Raw genomic sequence first — 17711 nt, forward strand, 5'->3', positions numbered from 1 at the left:
CCGATCGGTTGATACGCGGCTGCACCGAAGGTCTCCGCGGGACCGACCCCGCGCACGATTCCCCGGGCGGCGTGCTCCGGAAGGCTGGACCCAGACCGACCCACGAGACGCCCCACTCCCTGGAGACCCGATGTTCCTCGCGCTGCGCGACATACGATTCGCCACCGGCCGCTTCGCCCTGATGGGCGGCGTGGTCACCCTGATCACGTTCCTGCTGGTGATGCTCTCCGGCCTCACCTCCGGACTGGCCCAGCAGACCACCGGCGCGATCGACGACCTCGACGCCGACACCGTCGCCTTCGGCTCCCCCGCCGGGCAGGACGAGCCGGAGGAGGACTTCACCGACTCCACGGTCACCGCCGCGCAGCTCCGGGCCTGGCAGGACGCCGACCACGTCGACTCGGCCGCGGCGCTGGGGATCTCCCAGACGCGGATGAGCCTGACCGGGGACCGGGAGGGAGTCACCTCGGTGGCGCTGTTCGGGGCCGACGGCTCCCCCGCGCCGGAGGGCGCCCAGCCCGAGGTCGGCGAGGCCGTGCTCACCGAGGGCGTCACCGAGGAGCTCGAGGTCGGCGCCGGGGACCGGATCGAGGTCGGCGGTGAGGAGCTGGAGGTCGTCGACGTCGTGGACGAACAGTCCTACAGCCACGTGCCCGTGGTGTGGACGACCCTGGATGACTGGCGGACGGCCTCGCACGTCGGAGGCTCCGGCGGAGGGGACGACGAGGTGGTCGGCACCGTGGTGGTCTCCTCGTTCGCCGAGGACGTGTCCTCCGAGAACCTGGTCAGCGACCTCGCCCCCGGACTGTGGACCGGGCTCACCGGCGCGGAGACCACGCCCGAGCAGGTCCGCGACGACGTCGACGCCGCCGCCGGGACCTCCGCACTGTCCCGGACCGACAGCTTCCACGCGCTGCCGTCGTACACCTCGGAGAACGGATCGCTGACCATGATCCAGGGCTTCCTGTACGGGATCTCAGCCCTGGTGATCGTGGCCTTCCTCTCGGTGTGGACCGTCCAGCGCACCCGGGACATCGCCGTGCTGCGTGCGCTCGGGGCCTCCTCGACGTACGTGCTGCGCGACGCCGTCGGCCAGGCCCTGATCATCCTGGTCGCCGGGGCCGCCCTGGGGGGAGCGCTGGGCGCCGCCGGGGGGATGTTCGCGGCCCAGGCCGCCCCGTTCCTCACCGATGCGACCACCACGCTGCTGCCGATGGCCGGCGTCGTCGTCATCGGAGCGGCCGGCTCGATCCTGGCGGTGCGCCGCGTGACCACTGTGGACCCGATGATCGCCCTGGGAGGCAACTGATGCACACGACACCCGCACTGCAGATGACCGACGTCGTCCTCGAGTACCCCGACGGCCGCGACGGCGTGCTGCGCGCCCTGGACGAGGTCGACTTCGTCGCGGAGGCCGGGACCATCACCTCGCTGGTGGGCCCCTCGGGCTCGGGGAAGTCCAGCCTGCTCGCCGTGGCCGCCACCCTGCTGGCTCCGAGCCGCGGCAGCGTGCGCGTCGACGGCACGGAGGTGACCGAGCTCTCCGAGAAGGGCCGGGCCGCGCTTCGCCGGGACTCCGTGGGCCTGATCTTCCAGCAGCCCAACCTGCTGCCGTCGCTGACCGCGCTGGAGCAGCTGGTCGTCGTCGACGACCTGCGCGGAAGGTCCCGCAGTCGGGCCCGCGAACGCGCCGCCGAGATCCTGGACCAGGTGGGGCTGAGCTCTTCGACGGGCCGACGTCCCCATGAGCTCTCCGGAGGTCAGCGGCAGCGTGTCAACATCGCCCGGGCGCTGATGTCCGAGCCCACGGTGCTGCTGGTCGACGAGCCGACCGCGGCGCTGGACCATGAGCGCTCCGAGGACGTGGTGCGCCTGCTGTGTCGGATCACCCGCGAACGCGGCACCGCCACGGTGATGGTCACCCACGACACCGACTTCGTCCCGCTCACCGATGCCGTGGCCACGATGCGCGACGGGGCGCTCGCCGCCCCGGAGACCACCGCCCGGCCCGGCGCCCGCCGGTTCGACGAGCAGGTCGGTCAGCGCGTGGGCTCGGTGGGCTGATCCGCCTCCGGACCGGGTTCGGCGGCGGGGTCGGCGCCGGCCTCGTCACCCGGGTCGTCACCGGGGTCGTCACCGGGGTCGTCGGCGGATCCGCCCTTCGGCACCCCGTGGATGATGCGGTGGCGGATCCACCCGGAGATCTGGTCTACGACGATCGTCACCACGATGATCACCACCAGGGTGATGCCGATCCGTTCCCACTGCCGCGCGTCGAACAGGGTGCTCAGCAGCGAACCGACTCCCCCGGCGCCGAGCACCCCGAGGATCGCCGAGGCTCTGATGTTGACCTCGAACCGGTACAGCCAGATGGCGATGATCTCGGGCAGCACCTGCGGCAGCACGGCCCAACGGACGACCTGCACCCGGGTGGCTCCGGAGGCCCGGGCGGATTCCAACGGCCCCGGATCCACAGACTCGACGGCCTCGGAGATCAGCTTCGACAGCGTGCCGACGGAGCTGATCCCCAGGGCGAGGGCCCCGGCCATCGGTCCCAGCCCGAAGATCGGCAGCATGATCGCGATGGCGAAGATGATCTCCGGCACCGCCCGGATGAAGGAGAGCACGAACCGCACTGCGGCGTAGATCGGCAGCGGAGTCATCGTCCGCGCGGCCAGGAAGCCCATCGGCAGCGAGAACAGAGCGCCGACGACGGTGCCGATCCAGGCGATCTTGACCGACTCGAGCATGGCGTCCAGCGAGGCGGCCCAGTAGCCGCGCACCTGCGCGTCGGGCACCTGGAGCACCCCCTGCGTCATCAGGGAGGTGTAGTCGACGAAGTTCCGCGGGAAGTCCACCAGTCGGGAGAAGTCGGCACCCGTCGCGGCGACGGCGGCGATGAACAGGATGCCGAATCCGATCATCCCCACCGTGTATCCCGTCCGGGCCGGACGCACCGGACGCCGGTCGAGGGCGTCCTCCGGGAAGCGGCGGGCCGTGCTCTGCGGTGCGGAGGTCATGTCAGCCTCCTGCGGATCGTCAGCGAGAGGTAGTCCACTGCGAGCACCACGGCCACCAGGGCGATCATGATCGCCGAGATGTTGGAGTAGCTGAAGTGGGAGAGCTGCACGGTGATCACCTGCCCCACACCCCCGGCGCCGACGATCCCCAGCACCACCGAGGCGCGGATGTTCAGTTCGAAGGTGTAGAGCGTGTAGGAGAAGAATCCGGGCAGGATCTGAGGGACCACCGCAGCCCGATTCCGCTGAGCCAGCGAGGCGCCCGACGCGGCGGCCGCCTCCACGGGTCCCAGGTCCACGGAATCGATGGTCTCACCGGTCAGCTTCGCGACGATTCCGATGTTGAACATCACCAGGGCCAGGACACCGGCCATCGGTCCGGCGCCGCCCGCGGTACCGCCGAGCATGGCGACGAAGAGCAGACCGTACCCGATGTCGGGGATGGAGCGGACCACCGAGTTGGCGGCCTTGATCAGCTGGCTGGTCCACGTCGTCGGGCTGGAGACCGGGGAGGCGCCCAGGGCCAGCAGGAGGCCGATGAGGCAGCCGACCGTAGTGGCCACCACGGCCATGGCGATGGTCACCACCCACTGGTCCCAGACGCGGACGATGAAGCCCCAGTTGGGATTCAGGAAGCCGTCCACGACGGGGCGCGCCCGGTGGAGGTCCTCCCACAGGGGACTCAGTGTGAACCCGATCCCCGAGCCGGCCCACCAACACGTGGCGATCACCGCCATGACGCCGAGCACGAGCAGAGGGCCGGTCCGCAGCCGCCACCCCAGCGCGAGCACCGCCACCACCAGGACACCGGCGATGCTGACGGTGAGCGGCACGGAGAACAGGCCGAACGACAGGCTCAGCGTCGACGTCGTGGTCCGGACGAAGAGGACCAGCAGGACGCCGGCGACGGCGAGCAGCGCCAGGTACGACCCGACGCTCGGTCGAGGACGGACCGGACGCTGCGACCCCGGCTCTCCCCGGGTGGTCCTGCGCTCCTCGACCCGGGTGCTCATCGGTCCTGCGCTCCGGGGGCGCCGCCGTCCGACCCGTCGCGGTCGAGGTCCACCGACCCGGCGACGTCGTCGGCGGTCAGGGAACGCTGATAGATCTCCTCCACGGCGGCGTCGTCGGCCTCCTCCACCGGCGCGTCGAAGACGATGCGTCCGCCGCGCATCCCGATCACCCGATCCGCGTAGCGTCGGGCCATGTCGAGGTGGTGGAGGTTCACGATGGTGGTGATGCCCAGCTCGCGGTTGATCCGACGCAGATCCTGCAGGACCTGGTGCGCGGTGGGCGGGTCCAGCGAGGCCACCGGCTCATCGGCGAGCAGGACCTCCGGGTCCTGGGCCAGAGCACGCGCGATGGCCACCCGCTGCTGCTGGCCGCCCGAGAGGGTGGAGGCCCGCACGTACGCCTTCTCCACGATGCCCACCCGTTCCAAGGACTGGAACGCGATCTCGCGGTCCTCCGGCCGGTACCATCCGAGCAGGGAGCGCCAGGTGGGCGTCTGCGACGACCGCCCGACCAGTACGTTGTGCAGCACGCTGATCCGAGAGACCAGGTTGAAGGACTGGAAGATCATGCCCACCCGGGACCGCAGTCGGCGCAGCCGACGCCGCGAGTGCGGGTCCACCACCTCGTCGCCCACGGTGAGGGTCCCCGACGTATACGGCACGAGACCGTTGACGGCGCGGAGGAGGGTGGACTTCCCGGCACCGGAGAGCCCCACGATGACGATGAACTCACCGTCGTCGATACGCAGGTCGACATCGGCGAGCCCCCGGACGCCTCCCGGGTAGACGACGTCGACGGATTCGAAGCTGATCATCGCGGGACGGGAGTCGGTCACTCCTCGTCGTCGCCGAAGTTCGCGGCGACCTCGCGGGCGGCGTCGAGGGCGTCGGTGTCCGCCTCGACGAGGTCCTCGATGTTGTAGACCTCGTCCAGCGCGTCGAGCCCCTCGTCGGACTCGGTGAGGGCGAGGAAGCCGTCGGTGACCTGCTCCTGCTCCTCCTCGGAGAGGTCCGAGGAGACGACGATGCCGTCGTTGGGGATGTTCTCGGAGTAGGCGAAGACCACGACCTCCTCGCCGACGTCCGGCTCCTCCTCCACCACGTCGGTGCGGGCGTCGTCGAAGCTCACGCCGAGGGAGATCTCTCCGTTGTAGACGTTGAGCACGGAGTTGGGGTGGCCGCCGGCGAACTGGGCGTCGAGGTCGGTCATCGGGTCGAGGTCGGCGACCTGCTCGAGCTGGGTGGCGGGGTAGTAGTACCCGGAGGCCGAGCCCTCGTCGACGAAGGAGATCGTGGCCCCGGACTCGATCTGCTCCAGGGCGTCCTCGCCGACGGGACCGTCCTCGGCCTCGTCGGTGCCGTTGCAGAAGAGGAACGTGTTCCCGTCGTCGTCCTCCTCCTCGACCGGCTCGTCCGTGCAGTAGGTGTCGGGGTCGTTGGTGAACCACTGGGTGACATAGGTGTCGGATCCGAAGCGGACCGACTGCAGGATCGGCTCGGCGTCGGCCTGGTCGACGGCCTGCACCAGGGCCACGGGACCGAACATGCCGATGTCGGCCTGCCCGGTCTGCATGGCGGTGATCAGCCCCGAGTAGTTGTCGGTGATGTACGGCTCGATCTCGCGGTCCATCTCTTCGCTGAGACGCTCGGCGAGCACGTCGGCGTCCTCGACCAGGGCGTCGGCGTCCTGCGAGGGCACCAGCCCCAGGACCAGCGCCTCCTCGGAGCCCTCGTCGCCGTCTCCCTCGTCCCCGTCGCCGTCGGCGTCGTCGGTCACGCAGGCGGTCAGTCCGAGCGTCAGAACTCCGGCCAGTGCGAACAGCGACTTCTTCGGGTGGTGCATGATGGTCCCCTCTTCAGCGGTGCGTCGTCGTCAGGTGAATGCCCTCAGGTATGTGTCCTCGCCACGCTAGCTGCAGGTGCATCGTGCAACAACAGGTACAGGACCGATTCTCCGATCGGTCACGGAGAGTTCACTCGGAGACGGGTCTCACCGGGCCGCCGCCCAGGCGCTGAGGTGCGGGGCCGCCTCCTCCAGGCTCCGCACCCGATGCGTGGGCTCGCCGACGCCGGTGCCGCGGTGATCGATCAGCACCGTGGTGCCGCCCCGCGCGGCGACCGGGGCGCAGTCGTTGGCCCAGATGTCGCCGATCGAGAGCACCGGAGCATCCTCGGGGACCCCGGTCAGTGCGCGGGCGCGATCCAGTGCTGCGGACATCCCGCGCGGCTTGCCCGCGTCGTTGACGATCCCGTGGAAGGCCCCGGTGAGGCCGAGCGCCTCGAGCCAGGGGGCGAACCCCTCGGCGGGGGCGTTGGTCGCCAGCACCACGGCGGCGCGGCGCGCGAGCCGGTCGAGCAGTCCGACGGCGCCGTCCGGAGCGTGGACGTCCGTGGCGTCGAGGCCTCGGGACAGCAGCCGACGACGTCCGGCGCGGAAGGCCTCGCCGCACTCGTCTCCGGAGAGCCCTGCGGTCAGTCCGAGGGCCTGGACCAGCTGGTATCCGTCCTGGGGAGGCGCCACGTCGCCGGCCGTCCGCAGTCGCGGCACGTCGAGGTCTCCGGAGCGCATGGCCTCGGCCGCAGTCCGGGCGACGTCGGGGCCCTCGACGCCGCGGGCGGCCAGCAGCGCGTCGACCCGGTCGGCGTAGGCGAGCACGGGGTCGTCGCCGAGGCAGAGCGTACCGTCGAAGTCGAAGATCATGAGTCTGGCGGCCACGGCTCCCACGCTACCGACCTCCGCTCTCCGGCCGCGAGCGGACCCTAGGCAGGGGGATGGACCCGTCCTAGAATCGGGCTGACCGGCGATGCCGCATGAGCTGCGGCGGGGTTCGGGGATGACACGACCGAGGAGACACCATGCCGGAGACACCACGCCACGGCGCCCCGATCTGGGTGGACCTGACCGTCCAGGACCTGGAGGCGACCACCCGCTTCTACGCCGAGGTCTTCGGCTGGGAGTTCACCGACACCGGACCCCAGTTCGGCCACTACCACCGGATCACCAGGGACGGGCACGAGGTGGGCGGCCTTATGCGGGCCATGACGCAGGAGGGCGAGCCCCTGGAGGCGCCCACGGTGTGGACCGTCTACCTCGAGACCACCGACATCGAGGAGACCGTGCGCCGCGCAGAAGAGGCCGGAGGCCAGGTCATGGTGCCGGCGATGCCCGTGCACGACATGGGTTCGATGGCCGTGCTCATCGACCCGGCCGGCGCCGTCGTCGGGGTGTGGCAGCGCGGGACCTTCGACGGCTTCGACCTGCCGCTGACCGCCGGCACGCCGGTGTGGTTCGAATCGATGTCGGTGAACTTCGACGCCGCCCTGGACTTCTACCGGGACGTGTTCGACTGGGAGCCCGCCTACATGGCCGAGGACGGCACCGTGGTGGGCGAACCGGAGGACGGGGTCCGCTACCCGTACGTGACCGCGGGCGCCGGCGACGAGGCCGTCGCCGGCCTGTGCGATGCGAAGGAGTGGTTCGACCACTCCCAGTGGCGCTGGTACGTCAGCGTGGAGGACGCCGACGCGACCGTCGCGGCCATCCTCGCCCGGGGCGGCACCGTGCTCGACGGGCCGATGGACTCACCCTTCGGCCGCGTGGCGACCGTGGCCGACCCCGAGGGCGCCTCCTTCCAGATCAACCAGCCGCCGGCCTGACGCTCTCATCGTGAGACCGATCCGCGCGATCGGCCGACGGGGTGCGGCGGTAGAGCAGGACTTTGAGCAGCTCGGCGAACACGAAGACCGTCGCACCGGCTCCCACGGTGATCGACAGGTAGGACGGGCTCAGCGTGGTCGTGTCGAAGACCGCATGCAGGGGCGGGGCAAAGATGAACGCGACCTGCAGCACGGTGAGCACCGCGACCATCACCCAGGCCACGCCGTTGCGCAGCAGCACCGACGGCCGCAGGCTCACAGCCTCCAATGACTTCACATTGAACAGGTAGAACACCTGGCAGACCACCAGCACCGTGGTGGCCAGCGTCCGCGCGGTCTCGAGGTCGTCGCCGACGTCGATGCGCCAGCGGAACACTGCGACGGTCACCGCCGCGATCATCAGCGAGACCGACGCGATCTGGATGATGTGTCGGGCGCCGACGATCCCCCGGTCGGGATCTCGAGGAGGACGCCGCATGATGCCGTCCTCTGCAGGTTCGAACGCGAACGCGAAGGCCAGAGTGACCGCAGTGACCATGTTGACCCACAGCACCTGCAGCGGCGTCAGCGGCAGCGTCCATCCCATCATCACCGCCGCCAGCACCACCGCAGCCTGCCCACCGTTGGTCGGCAGGAGGAAGACCAGGGCCTTGCGCAGATTGTCGTAGATGCGGCGACCCTCCTCCACAGCGATCTCTATGGTGGTGAAGTCATCGTCGGCGAGCACGATCTCCGCGGAGTCCTTCGTCACCTCGGTGCCCTTGACGCCCATCGCCACGCCGACGTCGGCGCGGCGCAGCGCGGGGGCATCGTTCACCCCGTCCCCGGTCATCGCCACCACATGGCCCTCGGACTGCAGCGCCCTCACCAGGCGGAGCTTGTGCTCCGGGGAGGTCCGGGCGAAGACGTGGTGGTCCTGGGCGAGCTCGCGCAGCCGCTCGTCATCGGCCTCCTCCAGCTCATGGCCGGCGACGGCTCCGGCGCCCTCATCGATGCCCATCTGGGCGGCGATGGCGGTCGCGGTGCCCGCATGGTCGCCGGTGATCATCTTCACCCGGATGCCGGCCTCGCGGCAGACCCGCACCGCCTCGACCGCCTCCTCCCGCGGCGGGTCCACGATCCCGACGACGCCGAGGAACACCAGCTCCTCGCCCAAGTCGTCGACGGTCAACGACTCGGAGTGCTCCTCCCGGGCCGGGCGCTCGGCGGCGGCCAGCACGCGCAGGCCCTCGCCGGAGAGCCTCCCTATCAGCCGCTCCCACCGCTCTCGGTCCAGCCGCTCCACCGATCCGCCGGCGCCGAACTCTCCCCCGGAGCGGTCGAGGAGCCGGTCCGGAGCCCCCTTGACCAACACCCGAGCTGAGCCGCCTCCCGCACCGTCGATCCCGACCGGATCGCCCTCGGAGAACTCAGCGGTGACGGCCATAAGTTTGTTCTCGGAGCTGAAGGGGAGCACGGCGAGGCGGCGTGCCGCGGAGTCCTCGAATCCGAGCTTGCCGGCCAGGGACTTCAGCGCCCCTTCGGTGGGCTCGCCGCTGATGCCCCAGCCGGTCTCGCCCCGCACCAGATCGGTGTCGTTGGCCAGGGCCATCGCCCGCACCAGTCGGTGCAGGCCGAGGTGCTCCAGGCCGACCTGCTCGCCGTCGCGGGTGACCTCCCCGTCGGGGGTGTAGCCGGTGCCCGACACCTCGAACTCCTCACCTCCGACGACCACGCGCTCTGCGGTCATCTCGTTCTTGGTGAGCGTGCCGGTCTTGTCGGAGCAGATCGTGGTCACGCTGCCGAGGGTCTGGACCGCCGGCAGTCGTCGGGTGACCGCGCTGCGCCGGGCCATGGTCTGCACGCCGAGGGCCAGGGTGATGGTGATCAGGGCGGGCAGGCCTTCGGGGATCGCTGCGACGGCGAAGCCGGCGGCGGCCTGCAGCAGCTCAGGAAGGGGGGTCCCGTGGGCCGCCCAGCCGATGAGCACGAGCAGCACGGTGAGGATCAGCACCCCGAGCGAGAGCGCCTTGCCGAAGGCGGCGATCTGCCGGGTGAGCGGAGTCTCGAGGGTCTCCACCTCGGACATCATCGTGCTGATCCGGCCGATCTCAGTGTGCTCACCGGTGCCGACGACCACTCCGAGCGCAGTGCCGGAGGTCAGCATGGTGCCCGAGAAGACCATCGAGGTGCGGTCGCCGATCACCGCACCCGTCTCCACGGGGGCGGCGGACTTCTCGGCGGGCACGGACTCTCCGGTGAGCGCAGACTCCTCGACGGCGAGGTCAGCGGTCTGCAGCAGACGCAGATCGGCGGGGACGCGGGCCCCGGAGCTGAGGCGGACGACGTCTCCGGGAATCAGCTCCTCGGCGTCGACCGAGGTCCAGGACCCGTCCCGACGGACGTCGGCGCTTGGGGAGAGCATCTCCCTGATGCCCTCGAGGGCCCGCTCGGCCCGACCCTCCTGGAGGAATCCGACCAGCGCGTTGATGACCACCACCAGCAGGATGACGATCGTGTCGGCCCAGTGCTGCAGCACCGCGGTGAGGCCGGCCGCACCGAGGAGCACGTAGATCAGGACGTCGTGGAAGTGTCGGACGAACCGGAGGACCGCGGAGTCCCGCTCCGGCTCCGGAAGCCTGTTGGGGCCGAACGCCTCACGACGGGAGGCGACCTCAGCGCCGCTCAGTCCCTGCTCGGCGTCGACCTCGAGGCGCGTGAGCACCTCCTCGTCGGACAGGCTGTGCGCCGCGTCGAGCCGCCCCTCCCTGCTCGGGCCGATGCCCTCGTCGGGGACGGTGGTCTCCGAGATGCCGGTCATCGCTGCCCCTCGTGGCTAGGTGTCCTCCCGCCTACGATCCTATGGACTCCCGATGAACAGGGGTATCGACTGCGTCACGTCTCGTCACGCCTCGCCCGCACCTGCCGGTGCACACTCCCGGCGGCGCCGTCCTGCTGGGTGGGGCGCCTCAGCCGATGGTCTTTCCGACCGAGCCCAGGCGCTCGCAGGCCTCGACCACGCGTGCGGCCATGTTCGCCTCGGCGGCCTTGCCCCAGGCGCGGGGGTCGTAGACCTTCTTGTTCCCCACTTCGCCGTCGACCTTCAGCACACCGTCGTAGTTGGCGAACATGTGGTCGGCCACCGGGCGGGTGAAGGCGTACTGGGTGTCGGTGTCGATGTTCATCTTGATGACCCCGTAGCTCACGGCGTCGGCGATCTCCTGCTCGGTGGAGCCGGAGCCGCCGTGGAAGACGAGGTCGAAGGGGCGCTCCCTGCCGTACTTGGTGCCGGCCTCCTCCTGGATGTCCCGGAGGATCTCGGGGCGCAGCTTCACGTTCCCCGGCTTGTAGACCCCATGGACGTTGCCGAAGGTCAGAGCGGTGATGTACCGACCCTTCTCCCCCAGGCCGAGGGCGTCGGCGGTGGCGGCGGCGTCACCGAAGGTGGTGTAGAGCTTGTCGTTGATGGCGTTCTCGACGCCGTCCTCCTCACCGCCGACCACGCCGATCTCGACCTCCAGGATCTGCTTGGCCGCGGCGGTGCGCGGCAGCAGCTCGGCGGCGATGCGCAGGTTCTCCTCCAGGGTCTCGGCGGAGCCGTCCCACATGTGGGAGGAGAAGATCGGGTCCCGGCCGGCGGCGACCTCGGCCTCGGAGGCCTCGATGAGCGGCATGACGAACCCGTCGAGCTTGTCCTTCGGGCAGTGGTCGGTGTGCAGGGCGATGTTCACCCCGTAGGACTTGGCGACCTCGCGGGCGAAGGCCGCGAACGCCAGGGAGCCGGTGACCATGTCCTTCACCGTCGGACCCGACCAGTACTCGGCGCCGCCGGTGGAGACCTGGATGATGCCGTCGGACTCGGCCTCTGCGAAGCCCCGGATCGCGGCGTTGAGGGTCTGTGAGCTGGTCACGTTGACCGCGGGGAAGGCGAAGCCCTTCTCCTTGGCGGTGTCGATCATCTCGGTGTACTTGTCCGGTGTTGCGATGGCCATCTCAGGCTCCTTGACGTCGACTCAGACTGGGTTGGCTGTCCACCGACAATCCTAACCGGCGCCCGCCTGCGCGGTCGTGGGTCGGCCCGCCCGCCCCGGGCCGGTGAGGACCCGGTTCAGCACCGCGGCCGCGGTCACCACGCAGGCCGCGCCGATCGGGATCACGATCGCTCCGGCGCTGCCGAAGGCTTCGGCGATCTGCCCGGTCGTGGCGGCCGCCGCGGACTGCCCGACGACGACGGAGGTGCTGGCCATCGTCATCACGGTCGCCGAACGCCCGTCAGGGGTCCGGCGGGCTGCGAAGCTGAACACGGTGACCATGGTGGGTCCGACTCCGACCCCCTGCAGGAGCAGCATCGCGATGATGCCCGGCAGCGTCTCGACCACGGAGAGTCCCACGGAGCCGACGAGCAGGATCGTTGCGAAGACCACCCACCGGTCCCGCAGGGCGAACCGCTCGGGGAGCAGCGCCACACCCAGGGCGCAGATCGCCGAGCCGACGCCCATCGCCCCGTAGAGCAGGCCGGCCCGCTCGGCGTGACCGGCGTCGCCGAGGACGGAGGTCAGCGAGGTCAGCACGGACCCGAAGACCATGCCCACGCCGAGCACCCCGGCGAAGACCACCAGCAGGCGCGGAGCGAACAGCGCCGCCGCGGGGGCGACCACGGATCCGGCCCCGGTGGAGTTCGGCGTCTCCGACCAGCTGGGGTGCACGGCGAACCAGGTGAGGAAGACGACCGTCATCACCGCCGCCCCGATGATGGGGGCGGCCGGGTGCATGGTGGTGGCCAGCAAACCCACGATCATGGGGCCGAAGACGAAGGTGAGCTCGTCGGCGGCGGACTCATAGGCCATCGTCGAGTTCACCGTGCGCACGTGCCGGTGCTTCGGCAGGCGGGTGGAGATGATCCCGACCAGCCGGCTGCGGGACAGCGGGGGCACCTGCGGGGCGGTGGCTCCGACGGCGACGCCGGAGACCAGCACCGCCCAGCCGGGCAGATCCGAGTAGACGACGAGCGTGAGGGTCAACAGGGTCAGGCTGGAGGCCGCCCCGGCGACGAGCAGCACCGGCCGCTGGCCGAAGCGGTCGGCGGCCGCACCGATGAGCGGGCCGCACAGGGCGGTGCCGAGTCCGACCATCGCCGAGGTGAGCCCGCCCAGGGACATGGAGCCGCGGGCTGAGACGACGATGGTGAGCACGCCGACGACCATCATCGCGTACGGGAATCGGGCGATCAGCGCGACCGGGAAGTACGTGGGACCGGCGACGCCCAGCAGCGAGGGACCGTCGTCGTCGCGGGGGATCTGGGGCTGGTCGGGCGTCTGGTCGGGCGTCTGGTCGGCTCCGGTCACGGCAGTTCGGCGGCGCTGAGCACGGGGATGACGTGGTGGGCCGGCTCCTCATAGGGGTGGGCGTCGACCATGGCTCGCAGGATGCCGCGGGCCTCGGCCCGCGGGGCGACGACCTCGATCCGGTCCTCCGGCACGACCTCCTCCACGCCGATGCCGCCGATCGTGGGGTTCGCACCCTCGACGGGGGTGAATCGGCCGTGGCCCGAGGTGGACCAGGAGCAGCCCCGGTAGTCGCCGATCGCGCCGGCCCCGGCCTCGGCCAGGGCGGCGCGCACGGCGTCGGCGTCGCTGTGCGGGACGTAGACGACGATGACGACGATCTCGGTCTCTGGACTCATGGCTCCACCGTATCCGGCTCGGCTCAGCAGCTGGTGTCCTCGGACTCCCAGCCGATGCGGATGAGCTCTCGCAGCACCTCGAGGTCGACGTCCTCAGGCTTGTTGACGTAGGTGCAGGAGGCGCCGCGGCGGTGCTTGCCCAGCCGCTCCCACAGCTCCGGGGCGGCCTCGGTCGGCGGGAGCCCGTAGAGGGAGAGTGCGGCCTTCCGCGGACTGAATCCGGAGCGGAAGAAGGTGCCCGACCAGCCGGAGTCATACGTGTAGTCGTAGCTGCCGAAGCCGATCATGGTCGGGCCCCACATCACCGGCTCCTCTCCGGTGACCTCGCGCCAGATCTCCATGAGCAGACGGCCGTGCGCCCGACGCCGGACCACCGGCAGGGTGTCCACGAACTCGTAGGGGTCCTGATCGGTGGGGCGGGTGCCGACGTCGCTCATGGGGTCATCATCCCCCGTCGGACGACCGCCTGTCACCGGTCCGGCCTAAGCTGAGTCCATGAGCACCCGCCAGAGCCCGGGAGGCACGCCCCGACTCCGCGCCGAGGTGCCTCTGCGCTGGGGAGACATGGACGCATACGGGCACGTCAACAACGTGGAGGTGCTGCGGATCCTCGAAGAGGCCCGCGTCCGGACCTTCGGGTCCCCGGCCCATACGGGGGCACCGGTCGGGCGGCCGCAGGTGCCGCTGTTCAGCGACCTGCCCGACGGGGCCCAGGCGCTGGTGGTCGAACATCGGATCCGGTACCTGGCCGTGCTCGAGTATCGGGACGTCCCCGCCACGGTCCACGTCTGGGTCTCGGCGCTGAAGGGCGCCGGAGTGACCCTGGCCTACGAGGTCCTCGACGGCCACGACGGCTCCCGCCGGGTGATCGCCGAGACCCAGCTGGCCTTCCTGCACGAGCCCACCGGTCGGCTCATGCGGCTGACCGCCGACCAGCGGGAGGCGCTGGCCGCCTACCGCGGCGAGTCCCCCTTCGACGCGGGGGCTCGGCGATGAGTGCGGCGCTCTCCCTGGCCAGGAACTACCCGATGGTGGCGTGGACGCTCGCCGTCGGGGCGGTGGTCCTGGGCCTGCTGGCGGCAGGGTCCGAGGGGCCGGCGCAGTGGACGGCCACCGCCTACGTCGCCCTGGTCGTCGTCCTGACCGGCATCGACATGGTCCGGGACATGATGCGCGGCCACTGGGGTCTGGACATCCTCGCGGTGATGGCGATGATCGCCACCCTGGCGGTGGGCGAGTACGTGGCCTCGCTGATCATCGTGCTCATGCTCTCCGGCGGTGAGGCGCTGGAGGACTTCGCGGCCGGACGCGCGCGCAGCGAACTGACCGCCCTGCTGGACCGTTCGCCGCGCCGAGCGCACCGGGTGGCCGGGGAGGCTCTCGAGGACGTCGACGTCGCAGCGGTGCAGGTGGGCGACGAGCTGCTGGTGCGGCCCTCGGAGGTGGTCCCCGTCGACGGCGAGCTGCTCGACCCGATGGCGCGCCTGGACGAGTCTTCGCTGACCGGCGAGAGCCTGCCGGTGACCCATGCACGCGGCGACGCCCTGATGTCCGGCGCGCTCAACGGCGACCTGGCCGTGCGGATGCGTGCGACGGCGGTCGCCTCTGACTCCCAGTACCAGCGGATCCTGTCACTGGTCGAGGAGGCGGAGGCCTCGAAGGCCCCGACGGTGCGGCTGGCCGACAGGTTCGCACTCCCATTCACCGCCGTGTCCCTGCTGATCGCGGGAGTCGCCTGGTGGCTGTCCGGGGACCCGACCCGGTTCGCCGAGGTCCTGGTGCTGGCGACCCCCTGCCCGCTGCTGATCGCCGCCCCCGTGGCCTTCATGGGCGGGGTGAGCCGGTCGGCCCAGACCGGCGTGATCGTCAAGGGTGGGGCCGTCCTCGAGGCGCTGGCCGGACTCCGCTCCGCCGCCTTCGACAAGACGGGCACCCTGAGCCACGGTCGGCCCGAACTCACGGCGGTGCACACCGTCGACGGCTTCGACGAGGACGAGCTGCTGCGGCTGTCCGCCTCGGCCGAGCAGTTCTCCTCGCATGTGCTGGCCTCCAGCATCATCCGGGCCGCCGCCGTCCGCGGTCTGGAGCCCGCCCCGGGCGGAGAAGCCGCCGAGACCGCCACCAACGGGGTCCGGGCGATGATCGAAGGCCACGACGTCCGGGTCGGCAAGCTCGGCTTCGTCGAGGAGGTGGACCCCCGCGCCGAGTTCCCCGAGCTGGCCGCCGGTGAGACGGCCGTCGCCGTGGCCGTCGACGGCCGCTTCGTCGGCAGCCTCGTGCTGCGTGACGAGCTGCGTCGGGAGGCGCCGGAAACTGTGGCCGCACTGCAGTCCGTCGGCGTGGAGCGGGTCGCGATGCTCACCGGGGACAACGCCTCCACGGCTCAGGCGCTGGCCTCCGGCGCCGGGATCGAGGAGGTCCACGCGCACCTGCTCCCCGAGGACAAGGTCAGGCTGCTCCGAGAGATGCCGCATCCGGTGATGATGGTCGGCGACGGGGTCAACGACGCCCCGGTGCTCGCCGCCGCCGACGTCGGCGTCGCCATGGGAGCCCGGGGTGCGACGGCGGCCTCCGAGTCTGCGGACGTGGTGATCCTCCGCGACGACGTCGGCCGGGTGGTCGACGCCGTGGACATCGGGCGGCACACCTTCCGGGTGGCGATCACGGCGATCTGGATCGGCGTGGTGCTCAGCGTGGGCCTGATGCTGATCGCCGCGTTCGGCCACATCCCCGCCGTGGTCGGGGCGCTGACCCAGGAGCTGGTGGACCTGGCATGCATCCTCTACGCGCTGCGCGCCCGGCGCGGCGGACGCGGGTCTCGCACCGGCAGCCCCGCGGGGCGCGACCGAGCCTCGGCCTGACCGGGCGCGGACCTCAGCCGGCGAGAAGCTCCTCGGTGGTGGTCCCGGGCACCGAGACGGTGACCTGCGTGCCCCACGGGTCGTGGGCGATGATCGACCGGCCGTCGTCGGCGAACTCCAGTCCGGCGGCCCGGAGTCGGGCCGCCAGCGCGTCGAGGTCGGAGCGTGCCGGCACGGTGACTGCGACGTCGCCGAGTCCGAGGCTGGCGGCGCGGGCGTCGGCACCGGCCGAGTTCCAGGTGTTCATGGCCACGTGGTGGTGATAGCCCCCGGCGGCGGCGAACAGGGCGCCGGGGTAGGACTCGACCATGGTCTCGAAGCCGAGGGTGTCGACGTAGAACGGCCGGGCGCGGGAGATGTCGCCGACCTGCAGGTGGACGTGGCCGACCCGGCCGGCACGCTCGGGGCCGGCGTCGACGACGGTCTGGTCCAGGTGACGCCGCAGGTACTCCTGTCCGTCCAGGTAGGAGGTGGTCATCAGCAGCTCGCCGCCGGGGCCGTACTGCCACTGGGAGCGGGGGCGGTCGTTGTACAGCTCGATGCCGTTGCCCTCCGGGTCGGTGAAGTAGAACGCCTCCGAGACGTGGTGGTCGGCCACTCCCACGAACCGGCTGCGGGGGTCCTGGGCGGCTCGGTAGACGGTGGCCGCGAGCGCGGCGGCGTCGTCGAAGAGGAAGGCGGTGTGGAACAGTCCGGCCTGGCGGGGGTCGACCGCGGGCAGGCCGGGGGTCGAGATCATCCGGACCATCGGCGTCGTGCCGCGGCCCAGCACGCGGTGGACCTCACGTCCTCGGGTCCGCTCCTCCAGAGGTTCCATGGCCAGGGCCTGCGAGTAGTAGGCGCTCATGGCGTCGAGGTCACCGACGCGCAGGGTGACGGCGTCCATCCCGGTCTCGGGGTGGAGGGTGCGCTCCGAATCGTGCTGCGTGACGGGGGCGTACGGGCTCATGGTCGTCCTCTCTCCGGCGGGCCGCTGAGCGGCGGTGACGACCTGTTCAGCCCCCTCCCGCGAGAGATTATTCCAATTTTGAAGAACTATGACGGGACGGGCGGCGGTGGGCCGATCTCGGCGGCGGGTGAGGCGCGTACTGCTGGCCTTCCTCTATCGATGTGCGTCGGGCTTCGTCATATGGGAAGCCCGACGCACCGCGATAGATGAGCTGCGGCCGCACCGTCCCCCGAACAGCGACAGACCCCGTATCGACGGCGTGAGGGGAACGCCGATGATGTCGATACGGGGTCTGTCTGTATCACTCGCACCTTTGAGGTGATCCCCACTCTAGGGATCGAGGTTGAGCATGAGCCTCAGAGAAACTGGGAGTTCTCTCTGAATCTGAGAAGACCTCCGACGCACAGGACCCCGCCTCTTCTGAGACGGGGTCCATAGGCTGCGAAATCCGGTGGAGCTAAGGAGAATCGAACTCCTGACCTCGTCGATGCGAACGACGCGCTCTACCAACTGAGCTATAGCCCCGGGAGGTTCGTCGACCGTCGTCGC

General features: G+C 70.7%; 16 protein-coding genes and 1 tRNA gene. 5 read left to right on the forward strand and 12 right to left on the reverse strand.

Going from position 1 to position 17711, the window contains the following annotated elements; translation table 11 throughout:
• The first annotated feature begins 130 nt into the window (after nt 1–130).
• Together N7E59_RS08980 and N7E59_RS08985 are read left to right on the forward strand one after the other, a co-directional pair.
• Entirely contained in the window at nt 131–1309 is a 1179-nt protein-coding gene (locus tag N7E59_RS08980) for an ABC transporter permease (RefSeq protein WP_261624598.1), read from the forward strand.
• Nucleotides 1309–2064, forward strand: coding sequence for an ABC transporter ATP-binding protein (locus tag N7E59_RS08985; RefSeq protein WP_261624599.1), 756 nt, complete (start codon nt 1309–1311; stop codon nt 2062–2064). Before N7E59_RS08980 ends, N7E59_RS08985 begins: the two co-directional genes overlap by 1 nt.
• Here the strand turns inward: N7E59_RS08985 and phnE (N7E59_RS08990) are convergent.
• The 5 genes from phnE (N7E59_RS08990) to N7E59_RS09010 all read right to left on the reverse strand — a co-directional run bounded on the left by phnE (N7E59_RS08990) (nt 2040) and on the right by N7E59_RS09010 (nt 6749).
• A complete protein-coding gene (gene phnE, locus N7E59_RS08990; protein WP_261624600.1) occupies nt 2040–3020 on the reverse strand; it encodes a phosphonate ABC transporter, permease protein PhnE in 981 nt (326 codons plus the stop codon). The genes N7E59_RS08985 and phnE (N7E59_RS08990) overlap by 25 nt on opposite strands.
• Nucleotides 3017–4033, reverse strand: a complete 1017-nt coding sequence (gene phnE / locus N7E59_RS08995) for a phosphonate ABC transporter, permease protein PhnE (protein ID WP_261624601.1) — start codon at nt 4031–4033, stop codon at nt 3017–3019. Before phnE (N7E59_RS08995) ends, phnE (N7E59_RS08990) begins: the two co-directional genes overlap by 4 nt.
• The gene (phnC, locus tag N7E59_RS09000; RefSeq protein ID WP_261624602.1) at nt 4030–4848 is read right to left on the reverse strand and encodes a phosphonate ABC transporter ATP-binding protein; all 819 of its coding nucleotides are present in this window, start codon (nt 4846–4848) and stop codon (nt 4030–4032) included. The genes phnE (N7E59_RS08995) and phnC overlap by 4 nt, the downstream gene beginning before the upstream one ends.
• 17 nt (nt 4849–4865) lie before the next feature.
• Nucleotides 4866–5876, reverse strand: coding sequence for a phosphate/phosphite/phosphonate ABC transporter substrate-binding protein (gene phnD, locus N7E59_RS09005; protein ID WP_261624603.1), 1011 nt, complete (start codon nt 5874–5876; stop codon nt 4866–4868).
• 147 nt (nt 5877–6023) lie between these two features.
• Complete coding sequence (locus tag N7E59_RS09010) at nt 6024–6749, reverse strand: HAD family hydrolase (RefSeq protein WP_261624604.1); 726 nt, start codon at nt 6747–6749, stop codon at nt 6024–6026.
• A gap of 140 nt (nt 6750–6889) precedes the next feature.
• Between N7E59_RS09010 and N7E59_RS09015 the strand changes: the two genes are divergently transcribed.
• Entirely contained in the window at nt 6890–7690 is an 801-nt protein-coding gene (locus tag N7E59_RS09015) for a VOC family protein (RefSeq protein ID WP_261624605.1), read from the forward strand.
• Here N7E59_RS09015 and N7E59_RS09020 read toward each other — a convergent pair.
• The 5 genes from N7E59_RS09020 to N7E59_RS09040 form a co-directional block, all read right to left on the reverse strand.
• Complete coding sequence (locus tag N7E59_RS09020; RefSeq protein WP_261624606.1) at nt 7671–10490, reverse strand: cation-translocating P-type ATPase; 2820 nt, start codon at nt 10488–10490, stop codon at nt 7671–7673. The genes N7E59_RS09015 and N7E59_RS09020 overlap by 20 nt on opposite strands.
• Before the next feature lie 148 nt (nt 10491–10638).
• Nucleotides 10639–11661 carry a class II fructose-bisphosphate aldolase gene (gene fbaA / locus N7E59_RS09025; RefSeq protein ID WP_261624607.1) on the reverse strand — a complete coding sequence of 341 codons (1023 nt, stop codon included), beginning with the start codon at nt 11659–11661 and terminating at the stop codon, nt 10639–10641.
• 51 nt (nt 11662–11712) lie between these two features.
• Nucleotides 11713–13014, reverse strand: coding sequence for an MFS transporter (locus N7E59_RS09030; RefSeq protein ID WP_261624608.1), 1302 nt, complete (start codon nt 13012–13014; stop codon nt 11713–11715).
• A complete protein-coding gene (locus N7E59_RS09035; RefSeq protein WP_261624609.1) occupies nt 13011–13352 on the reverse strand; it encodes a hypothetical protein in 342 nt (113 codons plus the stop codon). Before N7E59_RS09035 ends, N7E59_RS09030 begins: the two co-directional genes overlap by 4 nt.
• A gap of 23 nt (nt 13353–13375) precedes the next feature.
• Nucleotides 13376–13789, reverse strand: a complete 414-nt coding sequence (locus tag N7E59_RS09040; RefSeq protein ID WP_261624610.1) for a DUF1801 domain-containing protein — start codon at nt 13787–13789, stop codon at nt 13376–13378.
• A gap of 58 nt (nt 13790–13847) precedes the next feature.
• On the opposite strand from N7E59_RS09040, the gene N7E59_RS09045 reads away from it, so the two are divergent.
• Nucleotides 13848–14348: an acyl-CoA thioesterase gene (locus N7E59_RS09045; protein ID WP_261624611.1), complete on the forward strand. Its 501-nt coding sequence runs from the start codon at nt 13848–13850 to the stop codon at nt 14346–14348.
• Entirely contained in the window at nt 14345–16213 is a 1869-nt protein-coding gene (locus N7E59_RS09050; RefSeq protein ID WP_261624612.1) for a heavy metal translocating P-type ATPase, read from the forward strand. Before N7E59_RS09045 ends, N7E59_RS09050 begins: the two co-directional genes overlap by 4 nt.
• Nucleotides 16214–16226: 13 nt before the next feature.
• Here N7E59_RS09050 and N7E59_RS09055 read toward each other — a convergent pair whose 3' ends face one another.
• Nucleotides 16227–17162, reverse strand: a complete 936-nt coding sequence (locus N7E59_RS09055; protein ID WP_261624613.1) for a VOC family protein — start codon at nt 17160–17162, stop codon at nt 16227–16229.
• A gap of 452 nt (nt 17163–17614) precedes the next feature.
• A tRNA-Ala gene (locus N7E59_RS09060) sits at nt 17615–17687 on the reverse strand.
• Between the last annotated feature and the right edge of the window lie 24 nt (nt 17688–17711).

The organism is Nesterenkonia marinintestina, from assembly GCF_025420485.1.
GTDB lineage: Bacteria > Actinomycetota > Actinomycetes > Actinomycetales > Micrococcaceae > Nesterenkonia > Nesterenkonia marinintestina.

What these genes read in the sequence shown, in the direction of transcription:
- N7E59_RS08980 (WP_261624598.1), top strand. Translation starts at nt 131, where the DNA reads ATGTTCCTCGCGCTGCGCGACATACGATTCGCCACCGGCCGCTTCGCC.
- N7E59_RS08985 (WP_261624599.1), top strand. Translation starts at nt 1,309, where the DNA reads ATGCACACGACACCCGCACTGCAGATGACCGACGTCGTCCTCGAGTAC.
- phnE (WP_261624600.1), bottom strand. Translation starts at nt 3,020, where the DNA reads ATGACCTCCGCACCGCAGAGCACGGCCCGCCGCTTCCCGGAGGACGCC.
- phnE (WP_261624601.1), bottom strand. Translation starts at nt 4,033, where the DNA reads ATGAGCACCCGGGTCGAGGAGCGCAGGACCACCCGGGGAGAGCCGGGG.
- phnC (WP_261624602.1), bottom strand. Translation starts at nt 4,848, where the DNA reads ATGATCAGCTTCGAATCCGTCGACGTCGTCTACCCGGGAGGCGTCCGG.
- phnD (WP_261624603.1), bottom strand. Translation starts at nt 5,876, where the DNA reads ATGCACCACCCGAAGAAGTCGCTGTTCGCACTGGCCGGAGTTCTGACG.
- N7E59_RS09015 (WP_261624605.1), top strand. Translation starts at nt 6,890, where the DNA reads ATGCCGGAGACACCACGCCACGGCGCCCCGATCTGGGTGGACCTGACC.
- N7E59_RS09020 (WP_261624606.1), bottom strand. Translation starts at nt 10,490, where the DNA reads ATGACCGGCATCTCGGAGACCACCGTCCCCGACGAGGGCATCGGCCCG.
- fbaA (WP_261624607.1), bottom strand. Translation starts at nt 11,661, where the DNA reads ATGGCCATCGCAACACCGGACAAGTACACCGAGATGATCGACACCGCC.
- N7E59_RS09035 (WP_261624609.1), bottom strand. Translation starts at nt 13,352, where the DNA reads ATGAGTCCAGAGACCGAGATCGTCGTCATCGTCGTCTACGTCCCGCAC.
- N7E59_RS09040 (WP_261624610.1), bottom strand. Translation starts at nt 13,789, where the DNA reads ATGAGCGACGTCGGCACCCGCCCCACCGATCAGGACCCCTACGAGTTC.
- N7E59_RS09045 (WP_261624611.1), top strand. Translation starts at nt 13,848, where the DNA reads ATGAGCACCCGCCAGAGCCCGGGAGGCACGCCCCGACTCCGCGCCGAG.
- N7E59_RS09050 (WP_261624612.1), top strand. Translation starts at nt 14,345, where the DNA reads ATGAGTGCGGCGCTCTCCCTGGCCAGGAACTACCCGATGGTGGCGTGG.
- N7E59_RS09055 (WP_261624613.1), bottom strand. Translation starts at nt 17,162, where the DNA reads ATGAGCCCGTACGCCCCCGTCACGCAGCACGATTCGGAGCGCACCCTC.